This window comes from Clostridium sp. OF09-36, from assembly GCF_003481985.1.
Lineage (GTDB): Bacteria > Bacillota > Clostridia > Lachnospirales > Lachnospiraceae > Brotaphodocola.
Window position 1 is genome coordinate 144,966 of the sequence record NZ_QUMD01000004.1, and the last position, 14,972, is coordinate 159,937.

Consider the following 14,972-nt stretch of genomic DNA (forward strand, 5'->3'; position numbering starts at 1 on the left):
GGGTACCGCCGGGAATCTTACTGGTGCTCACCGTATCCAGTATTAACTTCATAGGAGATGGAATCCGGGATGCCCTGGATGCCAAAACCAAAATAAAAAAGAAATAAATAAAAGGAGGAATATTATGAAGAGAAACATGTTAAAAGTGGTTGCTGCATCTTTGGCCGGAGCAATGCTCCTTACCGCATGCGGCGGTGGATCCAGCAGCTCAAGCCAGACAACCGCGGCTGCAGGTAATTCTGCGGAAACCAGCGCGGCAGCAGAGGCAGGAAGCACAGGCGGCGAGAAGGTCATTACCATGGCACAGACCGGTGACTGGGATACGTTCATGCCGATGAACACCACCAATGCAGGCGCGGATAACGTAATCGAGCTGATGTTTGACCATCTGATGGTCATCAACACCGATGGTACCTTTGGGCCGCGTCTTGCAGACAGCTGGGAGACCAACGAGGCTCAGGATAAGATCACGTACCATCTGAATGAGAATGCAAAATGGCAGGATGGAGAACCGGTAACCGCAGAGGATGTTGTTTACTCCGCACAGGTTGCATCTTCTTCCGAGTACAACTATCTGCGCAGAATCCGTATGAAGTACTTTGCAGGAACCGATGAGACCGGCTGTGAGACCAGCACCGACAGCATCGAGGTAGCAGCACTGGATGATCATACCGTAGAGTTTACCTTAAAGGACCCGATGGATCCAGCTATCATTTACGCACTGGTTAACCGTGACTTCTTTATTATGCCGAAGCATCTGCTGGATAGCATTTCTGACGCAGATCTGGTAAACGACGCATTCTGGCAGAAACCGATTGGCTCCGGCCCATGTATCTTCGACAGCATGGAGTCTGGCGTATCCATTGAGTTCAAGGCAAACAAAGACTACTATCTTGGCGCTCCGGATTTTGACCGTCTGGTATTCAAGAAGGTACAGTCCTCTAACCTGTTATCCGGCTTAATGAGCGGCGACATCGACGTTCTGTCCGCCAACAGCCAGATCCCGTTAGCAGACTGGGAAACAGCTAAGAATACACAGGGTATCGTTACGAAATCTGTACCGACCTTTGCATATCAGTACATGGCAATGAACACCGCCAGAGATTATCTGACCGAGGATGTCCGTCACGCAATCAGCCTTGCAATCAACCGTCAGGTTATCGTTGACCAGCTACTGCAGGGTGAGGCACGTATCGCAATCGGACCTCTGGCTGAGGATCATCCGTACTTTGATGAGAAGCTGCTGCCGATCGAGTATGATCCGGAGAAAGCAAAATCCATGCTGGAGGCTGCTGGCTGGGACAGCAACCGTGAGCTGCAGGTACTGGTATCTACCGGTAACGAAGTTCGTGAGAAATCTGCGATCCTGATTCAGCAGGATTTACAGAAGATCGGCATCAAGACCAAGATCCAGACCTTAGACTTCCCGACCCTGCTTACCAACGCAAGAAACGGTGACTATGATCTGTGCTTCATCGGTTCTGCAGGTTCCGTTGATCCGTCTGAGTCTGTACCGAACGTAACTGCAGGTTACATGAACAACTTTGCACAGTTATCTGATCCGACCCTGGGCCAGATCGGTGAGTCCGGTGCAAAGGAAATCACCTTCGAGGCACGTAAGAAGATCTACGATCAGTATCAGGAAGAGTTATTTAAACAGATGCCGATGGCATTTCTGTATCACACCAACGATCTGTTTGCATATAACGAGAAGCTTGAGAATGTACGCGAAGGCGCAATCGATTACAACATCAACAAGAATGTATGGGAATGGAAAGTAAATAAATAAGCATCTGTTAAATACCATACGAAAAGCGAGGTATTGGAATGTCAGAGAATTTAATTGAAGTAAAAAAACTCGTTACTCAGTTTTCAGGTAAGAATGGAACCGTGACAGCGGTAGACGGAGTATCCTTTCATGTAAAGAGAGGAGAAACACTTGGAATCGTGGGTGAATCCGGGTGTGGAAAATCCGTTACAAGTATGTCGATCCTGCGGCTGATTCCCAAGCAGACAGGAAAAATCGCATCTGGAGAGATTCTGTTCGAAGGCCGCGATCTGGCAAAGCTGTCAGAAAAGGAGATGCGTCAGATCCGTGGAAATGAGATAGCGATGATCTTCCAGGATTCCATGACAGGCTTAAACCCAGTTATGACGATCGGTAAGCAGCTGGTAGAAACCATTACCGCGCACAGTAAGATGGATAAAAAAGAGGCTTGGGCGAGAGCTGAGGAGATGCTGACGAAAGTCGGCATCCCTTCCCCGGCTCAGCGCCTGAAAGAGTTTCCGCACCAGTTATCCGGCGGTATGCGTCAGCGTGTCATGATTGCCATGGCACTGTCCTGCAATGCATCACTGTTCATTGCAGATGAGCCGACGACAGCCCTTGACGTGACGATCCAGGCCCAGATCCTTGAATTGATGAGGGAGCTGAAGGAAAAGGAGAATAAGTCTCTGATGCTGATCACCCATGATATGGGTGTTGTGGCAGAGATGGCAGATGATGTCATGGTCATGTATGCAGGAAAAGAGATGGAATACGGAGACGTAAGAAGTATTTTCAAAGATCCGCTCCATCCGTATACCCGCGGTCTGTTAAAATCCATTCCGCGTCTGGACCAGAGTTCCGATGATCCGCTGTTCAACATTCCGGGATCAGTTCCGGATTTGTCCGAGATGCCGAAGGGATGCCGTTTCTGCACCAGATGTCCGGAAGCAGACAAACGATGCAGGGAGCAGGAGCCGGGGCTTTACGATGTAAATGGAAGACAGGTACGCTGCTGGAAGTACGCACCGGAAGGAGGTCAGGATGATGTCAGAGGATAAGAAGGTATTACTGGAAGTTCAAAAAGTAAAAAAAGAATTCGTAACATCAAAGAGCCTGACTGGAAAGCCGTTAAAGATTGTCCATGCAGTGGATTCTGTAGATCTGACCATCTATGAAGGCGAGACCATCGGCGTTGTAGGTGAGTCCGGGTGCGGCAAGTCCACACTGGGCCGCTGTATCCTCCAGCTGATCAGACCGACGGCTGGAAATGTGTTGTACCGTGGTGAGGATATCACCAAACTGAACAAGGAGCAGATGCGCCAGATGCGGCGCAAGATGCAGCTGATCTTCCAGGATCCGTACGCATCCCTGAATCCGCGTATGACCGTTCTCGAGCTGATCATGGCCCCGCTTGAGGCCTTCGGGATCGGAACCATGGAGGAGAGAGTCCAGAGAGTCAAAGAGATCATGGAACTGGTAGGCATGCCGGAAAATATGATGAACCGCTACCCGCACGAGTTCTCCGGCGGACAGAGACAGAGAATCGTCATCGCGCGTGCTCTGGTCTTAAATCCGGAATTCGTTGTCTGTGATGAGCCGGTATCTGCACTGGATGTGTCAGTACGTGCGCAGGTACTGAATCTGATTCAGGAATTAAAGAAGAAAAAGCATTTAACCTATATGTTTATTTCCCACGATCTGAGCGTTGTAAAGTACATTTCCGACCGAATTGCCGTGATGTACCTGGGCCGGATCGTAGAGATCGCAGAGAAAAATGAGCTTTATAACAATCCACAGCATCCGTACACGAAAGCGCTGCTTTCCGCAATCCCGATTCCGGATGTGGATAATAAAATGAAACGGGAAATTCTGACAGGGGATGTTCCGAGTCCTCTGAATCCGCCGTCTGGTTGCTATTTCCACACCAGATGTAAGTACGCTACAGAACGCTGCAAGACCGAGTGTCCTGCATTACATGATGTAGGTAACGGACATATGGTAGCATGTCATCTAACTTAAAGGAGGAGCGCAGAATGTACAAACCAGACGAAGCTTTAAAGCAGAGCATCGATCAGTGGATTGAGGCGAATCAGAATGATTTTGTAAGGGACCTGGCGAAACTGGTTGCGATACCGAGTATATCGGTAGAGAACGACGGGCCATGGCCATTTGGAGAAGAATGTAAGAACGTACTGGATAAAGCAACAGAGATTGCCGGAGGATATGGATTTACGGTAGTAAATCATGAATATCACTGCGGCAGCTGTGTGGTACCGGGTACCGGTGAGCATCCGAAGCGAATCGGAATGTTTGCTCACCTGGATGTTGTTCCGCTTGGAGACGGATGGCAGTATCCGCCGCTGGGCTGCACCTTAAAGGACGGTTTTCTGATCGGACGCGGTGTAGGGGATAACAAGGGTCCGGCCATCTGTGCGCTTTATGCACTGCGCTATTTAAAAGAACATAAAATAGAATTAAAAAATGATGTCATGATTTATTTTGGATTGTCGGAAGAAACAGGTATGAAGGATATCGAGTATTTCTGCAAGACGCAGCAGATTCCGGATCTGTGCCTGGTCACCGATACCAATTTCCCGATCTGCTATGGAGAAAAAGGTCTGCTGCGCGCAGAACTGAACTTCCGGACAGACGGAAATCTGATCGATTTTCATGCCGGAAGCGTTGTGAACGTAATTCCATCCAAGGCAGAAGTGCTGCTTTCCGATGTATCCCTGGAAGAGGTAAAACGTCAGCTTGGAGATCAGGAAGCACTTACGGCAGAGGCAGATGGTCCGCATGTGCGGATCACGGCAAGCGGAATTTCCAGACATGCAGCATTCCCGGAGGGAGCTGTGAATGCGGTTCAGGTTCTGGCAGCAGCATTATCCGGCACCACCCTGCTTCAGGGAAGCTGCGCAGATGCAGTGAAAGGCCTGGCAGAGCTGACTTCTGACTTTTATGGAGCAGGAGCAGATATCTCCTTTGAGGATGAAGCGTCCGGAAAGCTTACCGCTGTCGGAAGCGTAGTACGCATGGAAGCCGGAAATATGAAGATTCTTTTTGATGTCCGCTACCCGGTTACGGCAGATGGCGAGGAGGTCAGCCGCCGCTTTGGGGCATGCAGTGAGAAGAAAGGCTTCTCGTTCAGGGTAACGGAGCTTTCCAGACCGGCTTACCAGCCAATCGACCGGCCGTACATTCCGCTGTTATGCGATATCTGTGATGATGTCCTTGGAAAGCATTACGAGCCTTATACCATGGGCGGAGGAACATATTCCCGCAAGCTTCCGGTAGCAGTCGGTTTTGGACCGGGCGTACCGGACGCAGTCAATCCGTTTGAGAGCGGTCATGGACAGGGACACCAGCCGGATGAATGTGTTCCGCTGAAGATGTTGCTAAATGGCCTGAAAACATATATAATTGCGTTATTGGAGCTTGATAAAATGATGTAGGGAAGGGTAAGAAAACGGTATGAGTGGAAAGCCATCTTTGAAGGCCGAGATTTATGAAGCTGTTTTGAGTGATATCATTCAGGGAATTTACAAACAGAACGAAATTATTACGGAGAAGCAGCTGATTGCCAAGTACGGAGTGAGCAAATCTCCGATTCGGGATGCCCTGATCGAACTTTGTAAAGAGGGAGTTCTGATCAGCCATCCGCGCTACGGCTACGAGGTGGTACGGATCAATGAGAAGGAGATCCTCGATGTCGTGGATTTCCGAATTTTGATCGAAACCGGTTGCTTCCGGGTTTATGCTCCGACGTTTACCCCGGAAGATATTGCGGAACTGAAGGAGTTCACCATGAAGGAATGCTGGTGGAATGGGACAGATGAGCTTCCGGCATTGAAGCACTGGGAAAACAACATGAAGTTCCACCTGAAGCTCATTTCCTACAGCGGCAACGATTACTGTTACCATATGGTGGAGAGCAGTACCGGATTTCTGACTCGTGCATATGCACAGCGTTTCTGGGACCAGCGGGATAACCGGTCCTGGAATGTGGATGTCGAAGGCCATCTTTGCATTATCCGGTGCATGGAGGAAGGCAGATTTGACCAGGCAGAGCAGGCTTTAAAAAAGGATATTGCATCCTTTCTGGACATCATCTGTCCAAATTACGCGAGAACTTTTAATTTGTAGTAAATGGTAACTGTTCAGTAGGTCTGCGCATTCACTGCGCTGACCGTACGAAAACATGGGCTTGCAGGCAAAAATCCTATTGCCGAAGGCAATTTTCAATGGATTTTTGCTCGTAACTGTGAGGGTACTGAACAGTTACAGTAAATGGAGAAAAGAGAGAGGCTGTCATGAAATGGAAACGTACCAGATTCCATTTTGCGGCAGCCTCTTTTGTCAGTCATCTTTTCTCTTTTTCTTTTGGAAAAGAAGGCGTATAATGAAAGGCAGTATTTGAAAGAATGGAGGAGACAGAGAATGGGGAACGGATTGTCTGACAGAAAGGCAGAGACACAGGAACTGATGCAGATTCGGCAGGAGGCTTATGAGGCAGCCTCACAGCTTCTTACGGCAGCGCATCCGAAGAAAGGAAGCATTCTGGTGGTGGGATGTTCTACCAGCGAAGTTGCCGGTGAGCGGATCGGAAGCTTCTCCAGTCCGGAACTGGGTCAGGCACTTTTTGACGGTATATACCAGGCAGCTAAGGAAGCGGAGGTATTTCTGGCTGCCCAGTGCTGTGAGCATCTGAACCGGGCACTGATCCTGGAAGAGGAAGCAGCAGAACGTTATGGCTATGAGCAGGTCAATGTGGTTCCGCAGCCGAAGGCCGGAGGTTCTTTTGCGACAGCTGCGTATCACAGCTTTACGCATCCGGCAGCAGTGGAGCATATCCGGGCAGCAGCCGGAATGGATATCGGCATGCATTTACAAGAAGTGGCGGTTCCGGTACGGATTGAGCGGCGTCAGATCGGAGCAGCCCGGGTGATCTGTGCCAGAACAAGACTGAAGTTCACCGGTGGTGCAAGAGCCGTATACGACGAAAATCTGTTATAAGAAGAATTGCATCTATTGCAGATCAATGTGGATAACAGATGGATTTTTTCTTGACGCTGTGTATAATTTCGCTTAAAATGAAACAACGACAATGTATACAGAGATACACAGGAAAGGAAGCATTTGTTTATGGGTATCATAAAAGCTTCAAAATTAATATATGATTATATCCGCCGGGATGAAGATGACCATGTGGAAGAAGTAAAGCGTGCGATCGATGATCTGACTCTGGACATTAACCAGGGAGATTTTGTGGCTATTCTGGGGCACAACGGCTCCGGAAAGTCTACCTTTGCCAAACAGGTGAACGGCATTCTGCTTCCGACAGACGGCACTGTCTGGATTTCCGGCATGAATACAGCGGACGATGCTCATATCTGGATATCCGAAAGACTGCAGGCATGGTATTCCAGAACCCGGATAACCAGATCATTGGCAACATTGTGGAAGAGGATGTGGGATTTGGACCGGAGAATCTGGGAGTGCCGACCGACGAGATCTGGCGCAGGGTAGACCAGAGCCTGGAGGCAGTCGGCATGACTGCGTACCGTTTAAAATCACCAAACAAACTGTCCGGCGGTCAGAAGCAGCGTGTGGCTATTGCCGGTGTCATGGCTATGCGTCCGCAGTGCATCATCCTGGATGAGCCGACTGCCATGCTGGATCCGAATGGTCGCAGGGAAGTCATCGCGACCCTTCATGAGCTGAACCGTCAGGAGAAGATCACGGTTCTTCTGATTACACATTATATGGAAGAAGTCATTGATGCGGACCGTGTTATTGTTATGGATGACGGAAAGCTAGTGATGGACGGAACACCGCGGGAAATCTTTTCCAGGGTAAAGGAACTGAAGGAATATCGTCTGGATGTTCCGCAGGTGACGGAGCTTGCCTATGAGCTGAAGCAGGCAGGCGTAAACCTTCCGGATGGAATCCTGACGATGGATGAGCTGATGGAGAAGCTTCTTCCCATTTTCCACGAAAAATTTCCAGAGGTAAAATAAAAGGAGGCATATATGTCGATCAGGGCAGAACATTTGAATCATATATATGGCGAAGGAACAGCCTTTGAGCAGTATGCCTTAAAGGATGTCAGCTTTGAGATCGAAGATGGACAGTTTATCGGGCTGATCGGTCATACCGGATCCGGAAAGTCCACGCTGATCCAGCATCTGAACGGGCTTTTGCGTGCCAGCAGCGGCGCAATCTATTATAATGGAGAAAATATCTACCAGGATGGCTATGACATGAAGGCTCTGCGCAGTAAGGTAGGGCTGGTATTCCAGTATCCGGAGCATCAGCTGTTTGAGGTGGATGTCTTTTCGGACGTATGCTTTGGTCCGAAGAATCAGGGTCTCTCAAAAGAAGAAGTAGAGGCCCGGGCCAGGGAAGCATTGATCCAGGTTGGACTTGATGAAAAACTCTGGCAGCAGTCACCGTTTGAATTATCCGGCGGTCAGAAGCGGAGAGTTGCCATTGCCGGGGTGCTGGCCATGCATCCGGAGGTACTGATCCTGGATGAGCCGACTGCAGGTCTGGATCCGAAGGGCCGTGATGAGATCCTGGATGAAATTTCCGCATTGCATCGGGAACATCATATGACCATTGTGCTGGTATCTCACAGCATGGAGGATATTGCCCGCTATGCGGACCGGATCATGGTGATGAACCATGGTGAAAAGATATTTGACGCGCCGCCGAAGGAAGTGTTCCGCCATTACAGGGAGCTGGAGGCCATGGGACTGGCCGCCCCTCAGATCACCTACATTGTACATGGCTTAAAGGAGCATGGCGTGCCGATCGCAGACGATATTACCACAGTGACAGAGGCAAGGGATGCGATCCTGCATCTGCTCGGGAAGGATGAAAGACCATGATTCGCGATATTACATTAGGACAATACTATCCGGTGGATTCTGTGCTGCATCGCATGGATCCGAGGGCGAAGCTGTTTGGAACGCTGGTGTTCATTGTTTCTTTGTTTTTTGCAAACAGCATTGCCTGCTATGTGGCGGCCACTCTGTTTCTGGTCATGGCCATCCGCATGTCAAAGGTACCGTTTTCTTTCATGGTGCGAGGCTTAAAGGCAATTTTATTTTTACTTCTGATCAGTGTGAGCTTTAACCTGTTTCTGACGCCGGGAACACCGGTCGTTCAGTTTGGTATCTTTAAGATTACCCAGGAAGGCATCCGTACCGCAGGCTTTATGGCCCTGCGACTGATCTATCTGGTGATCGGTTCCTCAGTCATGACGCTGACAACCACGCCGAATGAACTGACGGATGGCCTGGAAAAGAGCCTGGGTTTCTTAAATAAGGCAGGTGTGCCGGTACATGAGGTATCCATGATGATGTCCATTGCACTGCGGTTCATCCCGATTCTGGTAGAAGAGACCGACAAGATCATGAAGGCGCAGATGGCAAGAGGCGCTGATTTTGAGAGCGGAAACCTGCTCCAGAAGGCAAAGAGCATGGTGCCGCTTCTGGTGCCGCTGTTTATCTCTGCGTTCCGCCGTGCAACGGACCTTGCCATGGCTATGGAGGCACGCTGTTATCATGGCGGCGAGGGCCGTACCAAGATGAAACCGCTCAAATACGCCAAGCGTGATCATGTGGGATATCTGGTGTATGTGATCTACCTGATGATCGTGATCCTGCTTCGTGCGTAGGATGATAAAATAAAATGTAACTGTAAATTGCTTCCTGTCATGATGACCGGGAAGCAATTTTTGACTTGCGCATCCGGCAGGAAAATTTGCCAGGCAGATTTTCGCATATCATGAAATCTTAGGCCGGGATGCTTTGGGAGGATAACATTGATGAAACGAGTGAGAATGGTGGTAGCCTATGACGGGACTGCCTACCGCGGCTGGCAGCTTCAGCCAAACGGCATCACCATAGAAGAAGTGCTGAACCGGGAACTGACTGCTCTTTTAAAAGAATCCATTTCTGTTATCGGCGCAAGCGTACGGATTCCGGCGTACATGCCCGTGGAAATGTGGCGGTTTTTGATACGGAAAACCGCATGCCGGCCGATAAGATCTGTTTTGCCTTAAACCAGCGTTTGCCGGAGGATATTCGGGTGCAGCGTTCGGAAGAGGTCCCGGCGGACTGGCATCCCAGAAAGGCTAACTGTATCAAAACCTACGAATATAAGGTACTGAATCGGAAGATTTCCATGCCGTTGGAGCGTCTGTATGCCCATTTCTGCTATTTTAACCTGGATCTTGACAAAATGAGAGAGGCAGCAGCATATCTGGTGGGAGAGCATGATTTTAAGAGCTTCTGCACTGTACGGACCCAGGCGGAGGAGACCGTGCGGACCATCTACAGTCTTGATATCACAAAGCAGGATGACATGATCACCATTCGCATCAGCGGAAGCGGTTTTCTCTATAATATGGTGCGCATCATTGCGGGAACCCTTCTGGAAGTTGGCATGGGCGCGTACCCGCCGGAGCACATGGAAGAAATTCTGGATGCAAGAGATCGCCAGGCAGCAGGACGCACGGCACCGGCGAGAGGACTGACCCTGGTCAGCATGGAATATCAGAAAGAACTGCCGGACTGGCATCACCGGGAGAACAAATACTGGAAGTATGATATTCTGCAGTCCCATATAAAAGATGAGAAGACAGCCTTTTTCGTGCTCACCCGCTGCGTGGAGGAAGAACTGGATGGAATCCTCCGGAGAAATATCCATCATGCGTTCCAGAATGGGGCTGAGAAGGTTTATGTGACTGATCTGGAAAAACGGACCGGTTAAAGGCCGGGGATGTTCATGGGCGTTATGTGCTGGAAGAGACAGAACAGAAGGCTGAAGACCCGTTCACACCAGAAGAGGCAGATGCGCTGCGGAAATTGGTTCGGAACAGCGGGGAACGTCCAGATTGTGCGAAATGTGCAAAGCCTCTGGAAATAGAGCACAGGAAGAAGAAACATCAGCAAAGGAAACTGCTCTGCGGTGGGTAACTGCCCTTCCGCTTGTGGATAACACACCGCAAAATTGAAAAAACTGTGGAAAACCCTTCAAAATCACGTAAAATCAAGGAAAAAGCGCTTGACATGAAACAGTGGATATAATATAATATACAACTGTGACGTTAGGTGGAAATGCTTAGGCCAAAGCCCCGGAATAGGCATTTTACTATACATTTCAAAACAATTGCGGTAAGTGACCGTTAGGAACAGATAGTTTAACAGGAGGTTAACCAATGAAGAGTTTTATGGCTAGTCCAGCGACGATTGAGAGAAAATGGTATGTAGTAGATGCTGCCGGATGTACTTTAGGACGTTTGGCTTCAGAAGTAGCAAAAGTATTAAGAGGTAAAAATAAACCGATCTACACCCCGCACATCGACTGCGGCGATTATGTGATCGTTGTTAATGCAGATCAGATCAAAGTAACCGGTAAGAAGTTAGATCAGAAGATCTACTATCATCACTCTGATTACGTAGGTGGTATGAAAGAGACTACTCTGCGTGAGATGATGGCTAAGAAGCCGGAGCGTGTGATCGAGCTTGCTGTTAAGGGTATGCTTCCGAAGGGACCTTTAGGAAGAAGCATGATGACCAAGCTTCATGTATATGCAGGACCGGATCATGAGCAGGCAGCTCAGAAGCCGGAAGCTCTGGAAATCAAATTCTAAGGAAAGGTACTGAAAGGAGGAAGTTATCATGGCAAATAAATATTACGGAACAGGTAGAAGAAAAAAATCTATCGCAAGAGTATATCTGGTACCAGGTACCGGTAAAATCACCATCAACAAGAGAGACATCGACGAGTATCTTGGTCTTGAGACCTTAAAGGTAGTTGTTCGTCAGCCGTTAGTAGCAACCGAGACCGTTGACAAGTTCGACGTTCTGGTTAACGTTCGCGGCGGCGGCTTCACCGGCCAGGCTGGTGCAATCCGTCACGGTATCTCCAGAGCACTGCTTCAGGCAGACGCTGATTTCAGACCGGTTCTGAAAAAAGCAGGCTTCCTGACCAGAGATCCGCGTATGAAAGAGAGAAAGAAATACGGTCTCAAAGCAGCACGTCGTGCTCCGCAGTTCAGCAAGCGATAATCTACAGTTTAATAATGCTAAAAAAGCCCGGAAATACGCCATTTTCCGGGCTTTTTCTATACCCAAAATTCTGTCTGGACTGTTCGGTTTTGATGGAATTTGAACGGAAATTTATGGGTTTATAGTGGTCAAATTACTGGTGGACAAGCCCATTTTGACATCTTATGGGTTAAATTACTGGTGGACAATAGGAGCAAATGAAGTCCAATTTTGCCGTCAACGGACGAACACATACTTGACTGATTTACATAGAGCCTTGGCTCATTCTTTGAAAACGAGAATGGGTTGAGGCTCTATTTTTTTCGCCCGAAATCCGGCGAGACAAATTTGAGCAGGAGGCGGGCAAGACCTTCTTCTGTGCAAGCGATGTGGCGAAAGCGTTGGGGTATGTGAATCCCTACGCCGCAGTGAAGCGCCATTGCAGAGGTCCCCTAACGAAACGCGAGGGGGTCGTTCAGAAGGTGAATCAGTATGGAAATGCAGGTATGGAACAATGCGGTGTTCTCCCGGAATTCAAAGAGATTGCTATTTTTATGCAACTATTTCTTGTTGCTCTTGACAAAATAATTTTTAGAGATTATAACTATAACAGCGTTATATATCAGTGTTATATAGGAGGTGTGCAAAATAAACGGAAATGGAACGACTTTAGAAAATATCCAACGGGCAGCGAAAGCAGAATTTTTAGAAAAAGGATATAAAGACGCTTCCCTGCGGAATATTGTGAAATCCGTGGGAATGACTACCGGAGCCTTTTACGGATATTACAAAAGCAAAGAAGAACTTTTTGAAGCCATCGTTGGTGAACATTATGAATATATTCGTAACCGTTTTATAAAGGCACAGCAGGAGTTCGCCGAACTACCAGCTGCCCAGCAGCCGGAAGTCATGAGTGATATTTCGGGAATCTGCATGTACGATATTCTCTATTATGCGTACGAACATTTAGAGGAATGTAAACTGATCCTCTGCTGTTCGGAAGGGACAAAATTTGCCGGGCTAATTGATGAAATGGTGGAGATTGAGATAGATGGGACGCATGCCTATCAGGATGTCTTAAGAAAGCTTGGACGGCCCTCTCCGCATATCGATCCTTCGCTGGAGCATATTCTGATCACCGGAATGTTTCATACTTTTTTTGAATTGATCATCCACGAAATGCCGATCAAAGATGCCGAAAACTACGTCAGAGAAATGCGCGCCTTTTATACAGCGGGATGGATGAAAATTATGGGGCAGTAATGCCTTATAATTTTTGTTTGTAAGTTAGCTGTAACTAACCTAAATTTGGATATTGTAAGAACATAGACGTGTTCTCTTTATCATAAACACAAAGAAAAGGAGGAATTTTTTTGAAAAAACAATCCAATTTATCACGTCTGCTGGAAATTGCAGGCAGCCATAAGTACCTGACCTATGCTTCCTGGGTGCTTTCTGCCATCAGTGCCCTGATTGCTCTGGTGCCATTCTATTACATCTGGAAAATGATCAAGGAAGTACTGGAGGTGGCACCAGATTTTGGCCAGGCACAGAACCTGACTGGCAATGGCTGGATGGCAGTATTGTTTGCTGTCCTGGCGGTGCTTGTCTACATAGCCGGGCTTATGTGTTCCCATTTAGGGGCATTTCGTATTGCCACAAACCTGCGTATCCAGACCATGGAGCATATTGTTAAGCTTCCTCTTGGATTTGCCGAGAGTTTTGGCAGCGGAAAATTGCGCAAAATCGTCAACGAATCCAGTGCAGCCACCGAAACCTATCTCGCTCATCAGCTTCCCGACAGAGCCAATGCCATTGCAACCCCCTGCGGTCTTTTGGTGCTGTTGTTCGTGTTTGACTGGAGACTGGGACTGTTGAGCCTTGTTCCGGTTGTGCTGGGCTTTCTGATTATGATGGCAATGACCGGAAAGCAGATGCAGGAAAAGATGAAAGAATACCAGAATGCGCTGGATGATATGTCCAATGAAGCGGTAGAGTATGTCCGCGGTATTCCGGTGGTAAAAACCTTTGGTCAGACGATCTTTTCCTTTAAGAAGTTTAAAGACTCCATTGACCGCTATAAAGTATGGGTGATCGCCTATACCAAGCAGCTTCGGACACCGATGATGTTCTATACAGCTGCGATCAACGGAGTTTTTGCCACACTGATCGCCGGAGGACTGTTGCTGACACAAGACGGTGTGACTTCCGGTTTCTTACTGGATCTCATTTTCTATATCATTATTACGCCGGTTATTTCTGTTACACTGACACGCATCATGTTCCAAAGTGAAAATGCCATGATCGTAGATGACGCTTTACAGAGAATTGACAGCGTTTTGCATTTGAAGCCTCTGGAGGAAACCAAACACCCAATGCATCCGCAAAACGCTTCCGTGGAACTGAAATCGGTTCATTTCAGCTATGATGGAGAAAAAGAAGTATTAAAAGATATTTCACTGACCATTCCTGAAGGACGAACCGTAGCTTTTGTCGGCCCGTCCGGCGGTGGTAAAACAACCCTTGCCAACCTGATTTCCCGATTCTTTGATCCCCAGAGCGGAATGGTAACAATAGGTGGTGTCAATGTGAAAGACATCCCGAAGGAGGAACTCATGAATACGGTGTCTTTCGTATTTCAGAACAGCCGTCTGATCAAGGCGTCCATTCTGGAAAATGTGCGTATGGGGAAACCGGAAGCTACCCGTGAGGAAGTTCTGACTGCTCTTCATCACGCACAGTGCGATGATATTCTGGAAAAACTCCCACAGGGTGTGGATACGGTTATCGGTACAAAGGGTGTCTATCTTTCCGGCGGCGAGCAGCAGCGAATTGCCATTGCCCGTGTAATGCTGAAAAATGCACCGATCATCATTCTGGATGAAGCCACTGCCTTTGCTGACCCGGATAACGAAAGCCGCGTACAGGCTGCTTTCTCAAGACTTTCCGAGGGAAAGACCGTGATTATGATTGCCCACAGGCTTTCTACCGTAACAAATGTGGATCAGATTTTTGTCATTTGCAACGGACAGGTTGCCGAGTGCGGCAACAGCCGTGAATTGCTTGCAAAAGACGGCATTTTCAGCCGTATGTGGAAAAATTACCAGACTTCCGTGCAATGGAAGGTAACAAAGGAGGTGCAGTGA

At 48.3% G+C, this 14,972-nt stretch carries 15 protein-coding genes and 1 pseudogene; all 16 read left to right on the forward strand.

All coding sequences use genetic code 11. The annotated features are described in order from the left end of the window. Positions 1 to 124: 124 nt before the first annotated feature. The 16 genes and pseudogenes from DXA97_RS05120 (at position 125) to DXA97_RS05195 (ending at position 14,972) form a co-directional block, all read left to right on the forward strand. Entirely contained in the window at positions 125 to 1,789 is a 1,665-nt protein-coding gene (locus tag DXA97_RS05120) for a peptide ABC transporter substrate-binding protein (protein WP_118718814.1), read from the forward strand. A 38-nt stretch (positions 1,790 to 1,827) separates the two neighbouring features. Further along, entirely contained in the window at positions 1,828 to 2,826 is a 999-nt protein-coding gene (locus DXA97_RS05125) for an ABC transporter ATP-binding protein (protein WP_118718815.1), read from the forward strand. Beyond that, positions 2,813 to 3,787, forward strand: a complete 975-nt coding sequence (locus DXA97_RS05130; protein WP_118718816.1) for an oligopeptide/dipeptide ABC transporter ATP-binding protein — start codon at positions 2,813 to 2,815, stop codon at positions 3,785 to 3,787. Before DXA97_RS05125 ends, DXA97_RS05130 begins: the two co-directional genes overlap by 14 nt. Before the next feature lie 14 nt (positions 3,788 to 3,801). Beyond that, positions 3,802 to 5,220 carry a Sapep family Mn(2+)-dependent dipeptidase gene (locus DXA97_RS05135; protein WP_118718817.1) on the forward strand — a complete coding sequence of 473 codons (1,419 nt, stop codon included), beginning with the start codon at positions 3,802 to 3,804 and terminating at the stop codon, positions 5,218 to 5,220. A gap of 19 nt (positions 5,221 to 5,239) precedes the next feature. Then, complete coding sequence (locus tag DXA97_RS05140; RefSeq protein ID WP_118718818.1) at positions 5,240 to 5,911, forward strand: GntR family transcriptional regulator; 672 nt, start codon at positions 5,240 to 5,242, stop codon at positions 5,909 to 5,911. Positions 5,912 to 6,205: 294 nt separating this feature from the next. Next, the gene (locus tag DXA97_RS05145; protein WP_243107563.1) at positions 6,206 to 6,781 is read left to right on the forward strand and encodes a TIGR01440 family protein; all 576 of its coding nucleotides are present in this window, start codon (positions 6,206 to 6,208) and stop codon (positions 6,779 to 6,781) included. Positions 6,782 to 6,910: 129 nt separating this feature from the next. Then, positions 6,911 to 7,785: pseudogene (locus DXA97_RS05150) on the forward strand (energy-coupling factor transporter ATPase). A gap of 12 nt (positions 7,786 to 7,797) precedes the next feature. Further along, positions 7,798 to 8,658, forward strand: coding sequence for an energy-coupling factor transporter ATPase (locus DXA97_RS05155; RefSeq protein ID WP_118718819.1), 861 nt, complete (start codon positions 7,798 to 7,800; stop codon positions 8,656 to 8,658). Continuing rightward, positions 8,655 to 9,449: an energy-coupling factor transporter transmembrane component T gene (locus DXA97_RS05160; protein WP_118718820.1), complete on the forward strand. Its 795-nt coding sequence runs from the start codon at positions 8,655 to 8,657 to the stop codon at positions 9,447 to 9,449. Before DXA97_RS05155 ends, DXA97_RS05160 begins: the two co-directional genes overlap by 4 nt. A 150-nt stretch (positions 9,450 to 9,599) precedes the next feature. Then, a complete protein-coding gene (locus tag DXA97_RS21935; RefSeq protein ID WP_347561470.1) occupies positions 9,600 to 9,836 on the forward strand; it encodes a hypothetical protein in 237 nt (78 codons plus the stop codon). Then, positions 9,779 to 10,546, forward strand: coding sequence for a tRNA pseudouridine(38-40) synthase TruA (gene truA, locus DXA97_RS05165; protein WP_347561471.1), 768 nt, complete (start codon positions 9,779 to 9,781; stop codon positions 10,544 to 10,546). Before DXA97_RS21935 ends, truA begins: the two co-directional genes overlap by 58 nt. 448 nt (positions 10,547 to 10,994) lie before the next feature. Further along, positions 10,995 to 11,429, forward strand: coding sequence for a 50S ribosomal protein L13 (rplM, locus tag DXA97_RS05175; RefSeq protein ID WP_118533980.1), 435 nt, complete (start codon positions 10,995 to 10,997; stop codon positions 11,427 to 11,429). A gap of 28 nt (positions 11,430 to 11,457) precedes the next feature. Then, on the forward strand, positions 11,458 to 11,847 hold the full coding sequence (gene rpsI / locus DXA97_RS05180) for a 30S ribosomal protein S9 (protein WP_118540145.1): 390 nt from the start codon (positions 11,458 to 11,460) through the stop codon (positions 11,845 to 11,847). A 461-nt stretch (positions 11,848 to 12,308) separates the two neighbouring features. Beyond that, positions 12,309 to 12,548 carry a hypothetical protein gene (locus DXA97_RS20040; RefSeq protein ID WP_182436803.1) on the forward strand — a complete coding sequence of 80 codons (240 nt, stop codon included), beginning with the start codon at positions 12,309 to 12,311 and terminating at the stop codon, positions 12,546 to 12,548. Beyond that, complete coding sequence (locus DXA97_RS05190) at positions 12,475 to 13,089, forward strand: TetR/AcrR family transcriptional regulator (RefSeq protein ID WP_347560292.1); 615 nt, start codon at positions 12,475 to 12,477, stop codon at positions 13,087 to 13,089. Before DXA97_RS20040 ends, DXA97_RS05190 begins: the two co-directional genes overlap by 74 nt. A 110-nt stretch (positions 13,090 to 13,199) precedes the next feature. Next, positions 13,200 to 14,972, forward strand: a complete 1,773-nt coding sequence (locus DXA97_RS05195) for an ABC transporter ATP-binding protein (protein WP_118706483.1) — start codon at positions 13,200 to 13,202, stop codon at positions 14,970 to 14,972.

Coding starts and splice junctions, on each gene's coding strand:
- DXA97_RS05145 (WP_243107563.1), top strand. CDS start 6,206: ATGGGGAACGGATTGTCTGACAGAAAGGCAGAGACACAGGAACTGATG.
- DXA97_RS05160 (WP_118718820.1), top strand. CDS start 8,655: ATGATTCGCGATATTACATTAGGACAATACTATCCGGTGGATTCTGTG.
- DXA97_RS05125 (WP_118718815.1), top strand. CDS start 1,828: ATGTCAGAGAATTTAATTGAAGTAAAAAAACTCGTTACTCAGTTTTCA.
- rplM (WP_118533980.1), top strand. CDS start 10,995: ATGAAGAGTTTTATGGCTAGTCCAGCGACGATTGAGAGAAAATGGTAT.
- DXA97_RS21935 (WP_347561470.1), top strand. CDS start 9,600: ATGAAACGAGTGAGAATGGTGGTAGCCTATGACGGGACTGCCTACCGC.
- DXA97_RS05155 (WP_118718819.1), top strand. CDS start 7,798: ATGTCGATCAGGGCAGAACATTTGAATCATATATATGGCGAAGGAACA.
- DXA97_RS05135 (WP_118718817.1), top strand. CDS start 3,802: ATGTACAAACCAGACGAAGCTTTAAAGCAGAGCATCGATCAGTGGATT.
- DXA97_RS05120 (WP_118718814.1), top strand. CDS start 125: ATGAAGAGAAACATGTTAAAAGTGGTTGCTGCATCTTTGGCCGGAGCA.
- DXA97_RS05130 (WP_118718816.1), top strand. CDS start 2,813: ATGTCAGAGGATAAGAAGGTATTACTGGAAGTTCAAAAAGTAAAAAAA.
- rpsI (WP_118540145.1), top strand. CDS start 11,458: ATGGCAAATAAATATTACGGAACAGGTAGAAGAAAAAAATCTATCGCA.
- DXA97_RS05140 (WP_118718818.1), top strand. CDS start 5,240: ATGAGTGGAAAGCCATCTTTGAAGGCCGAGATTTATGAAGCTGTTTTG.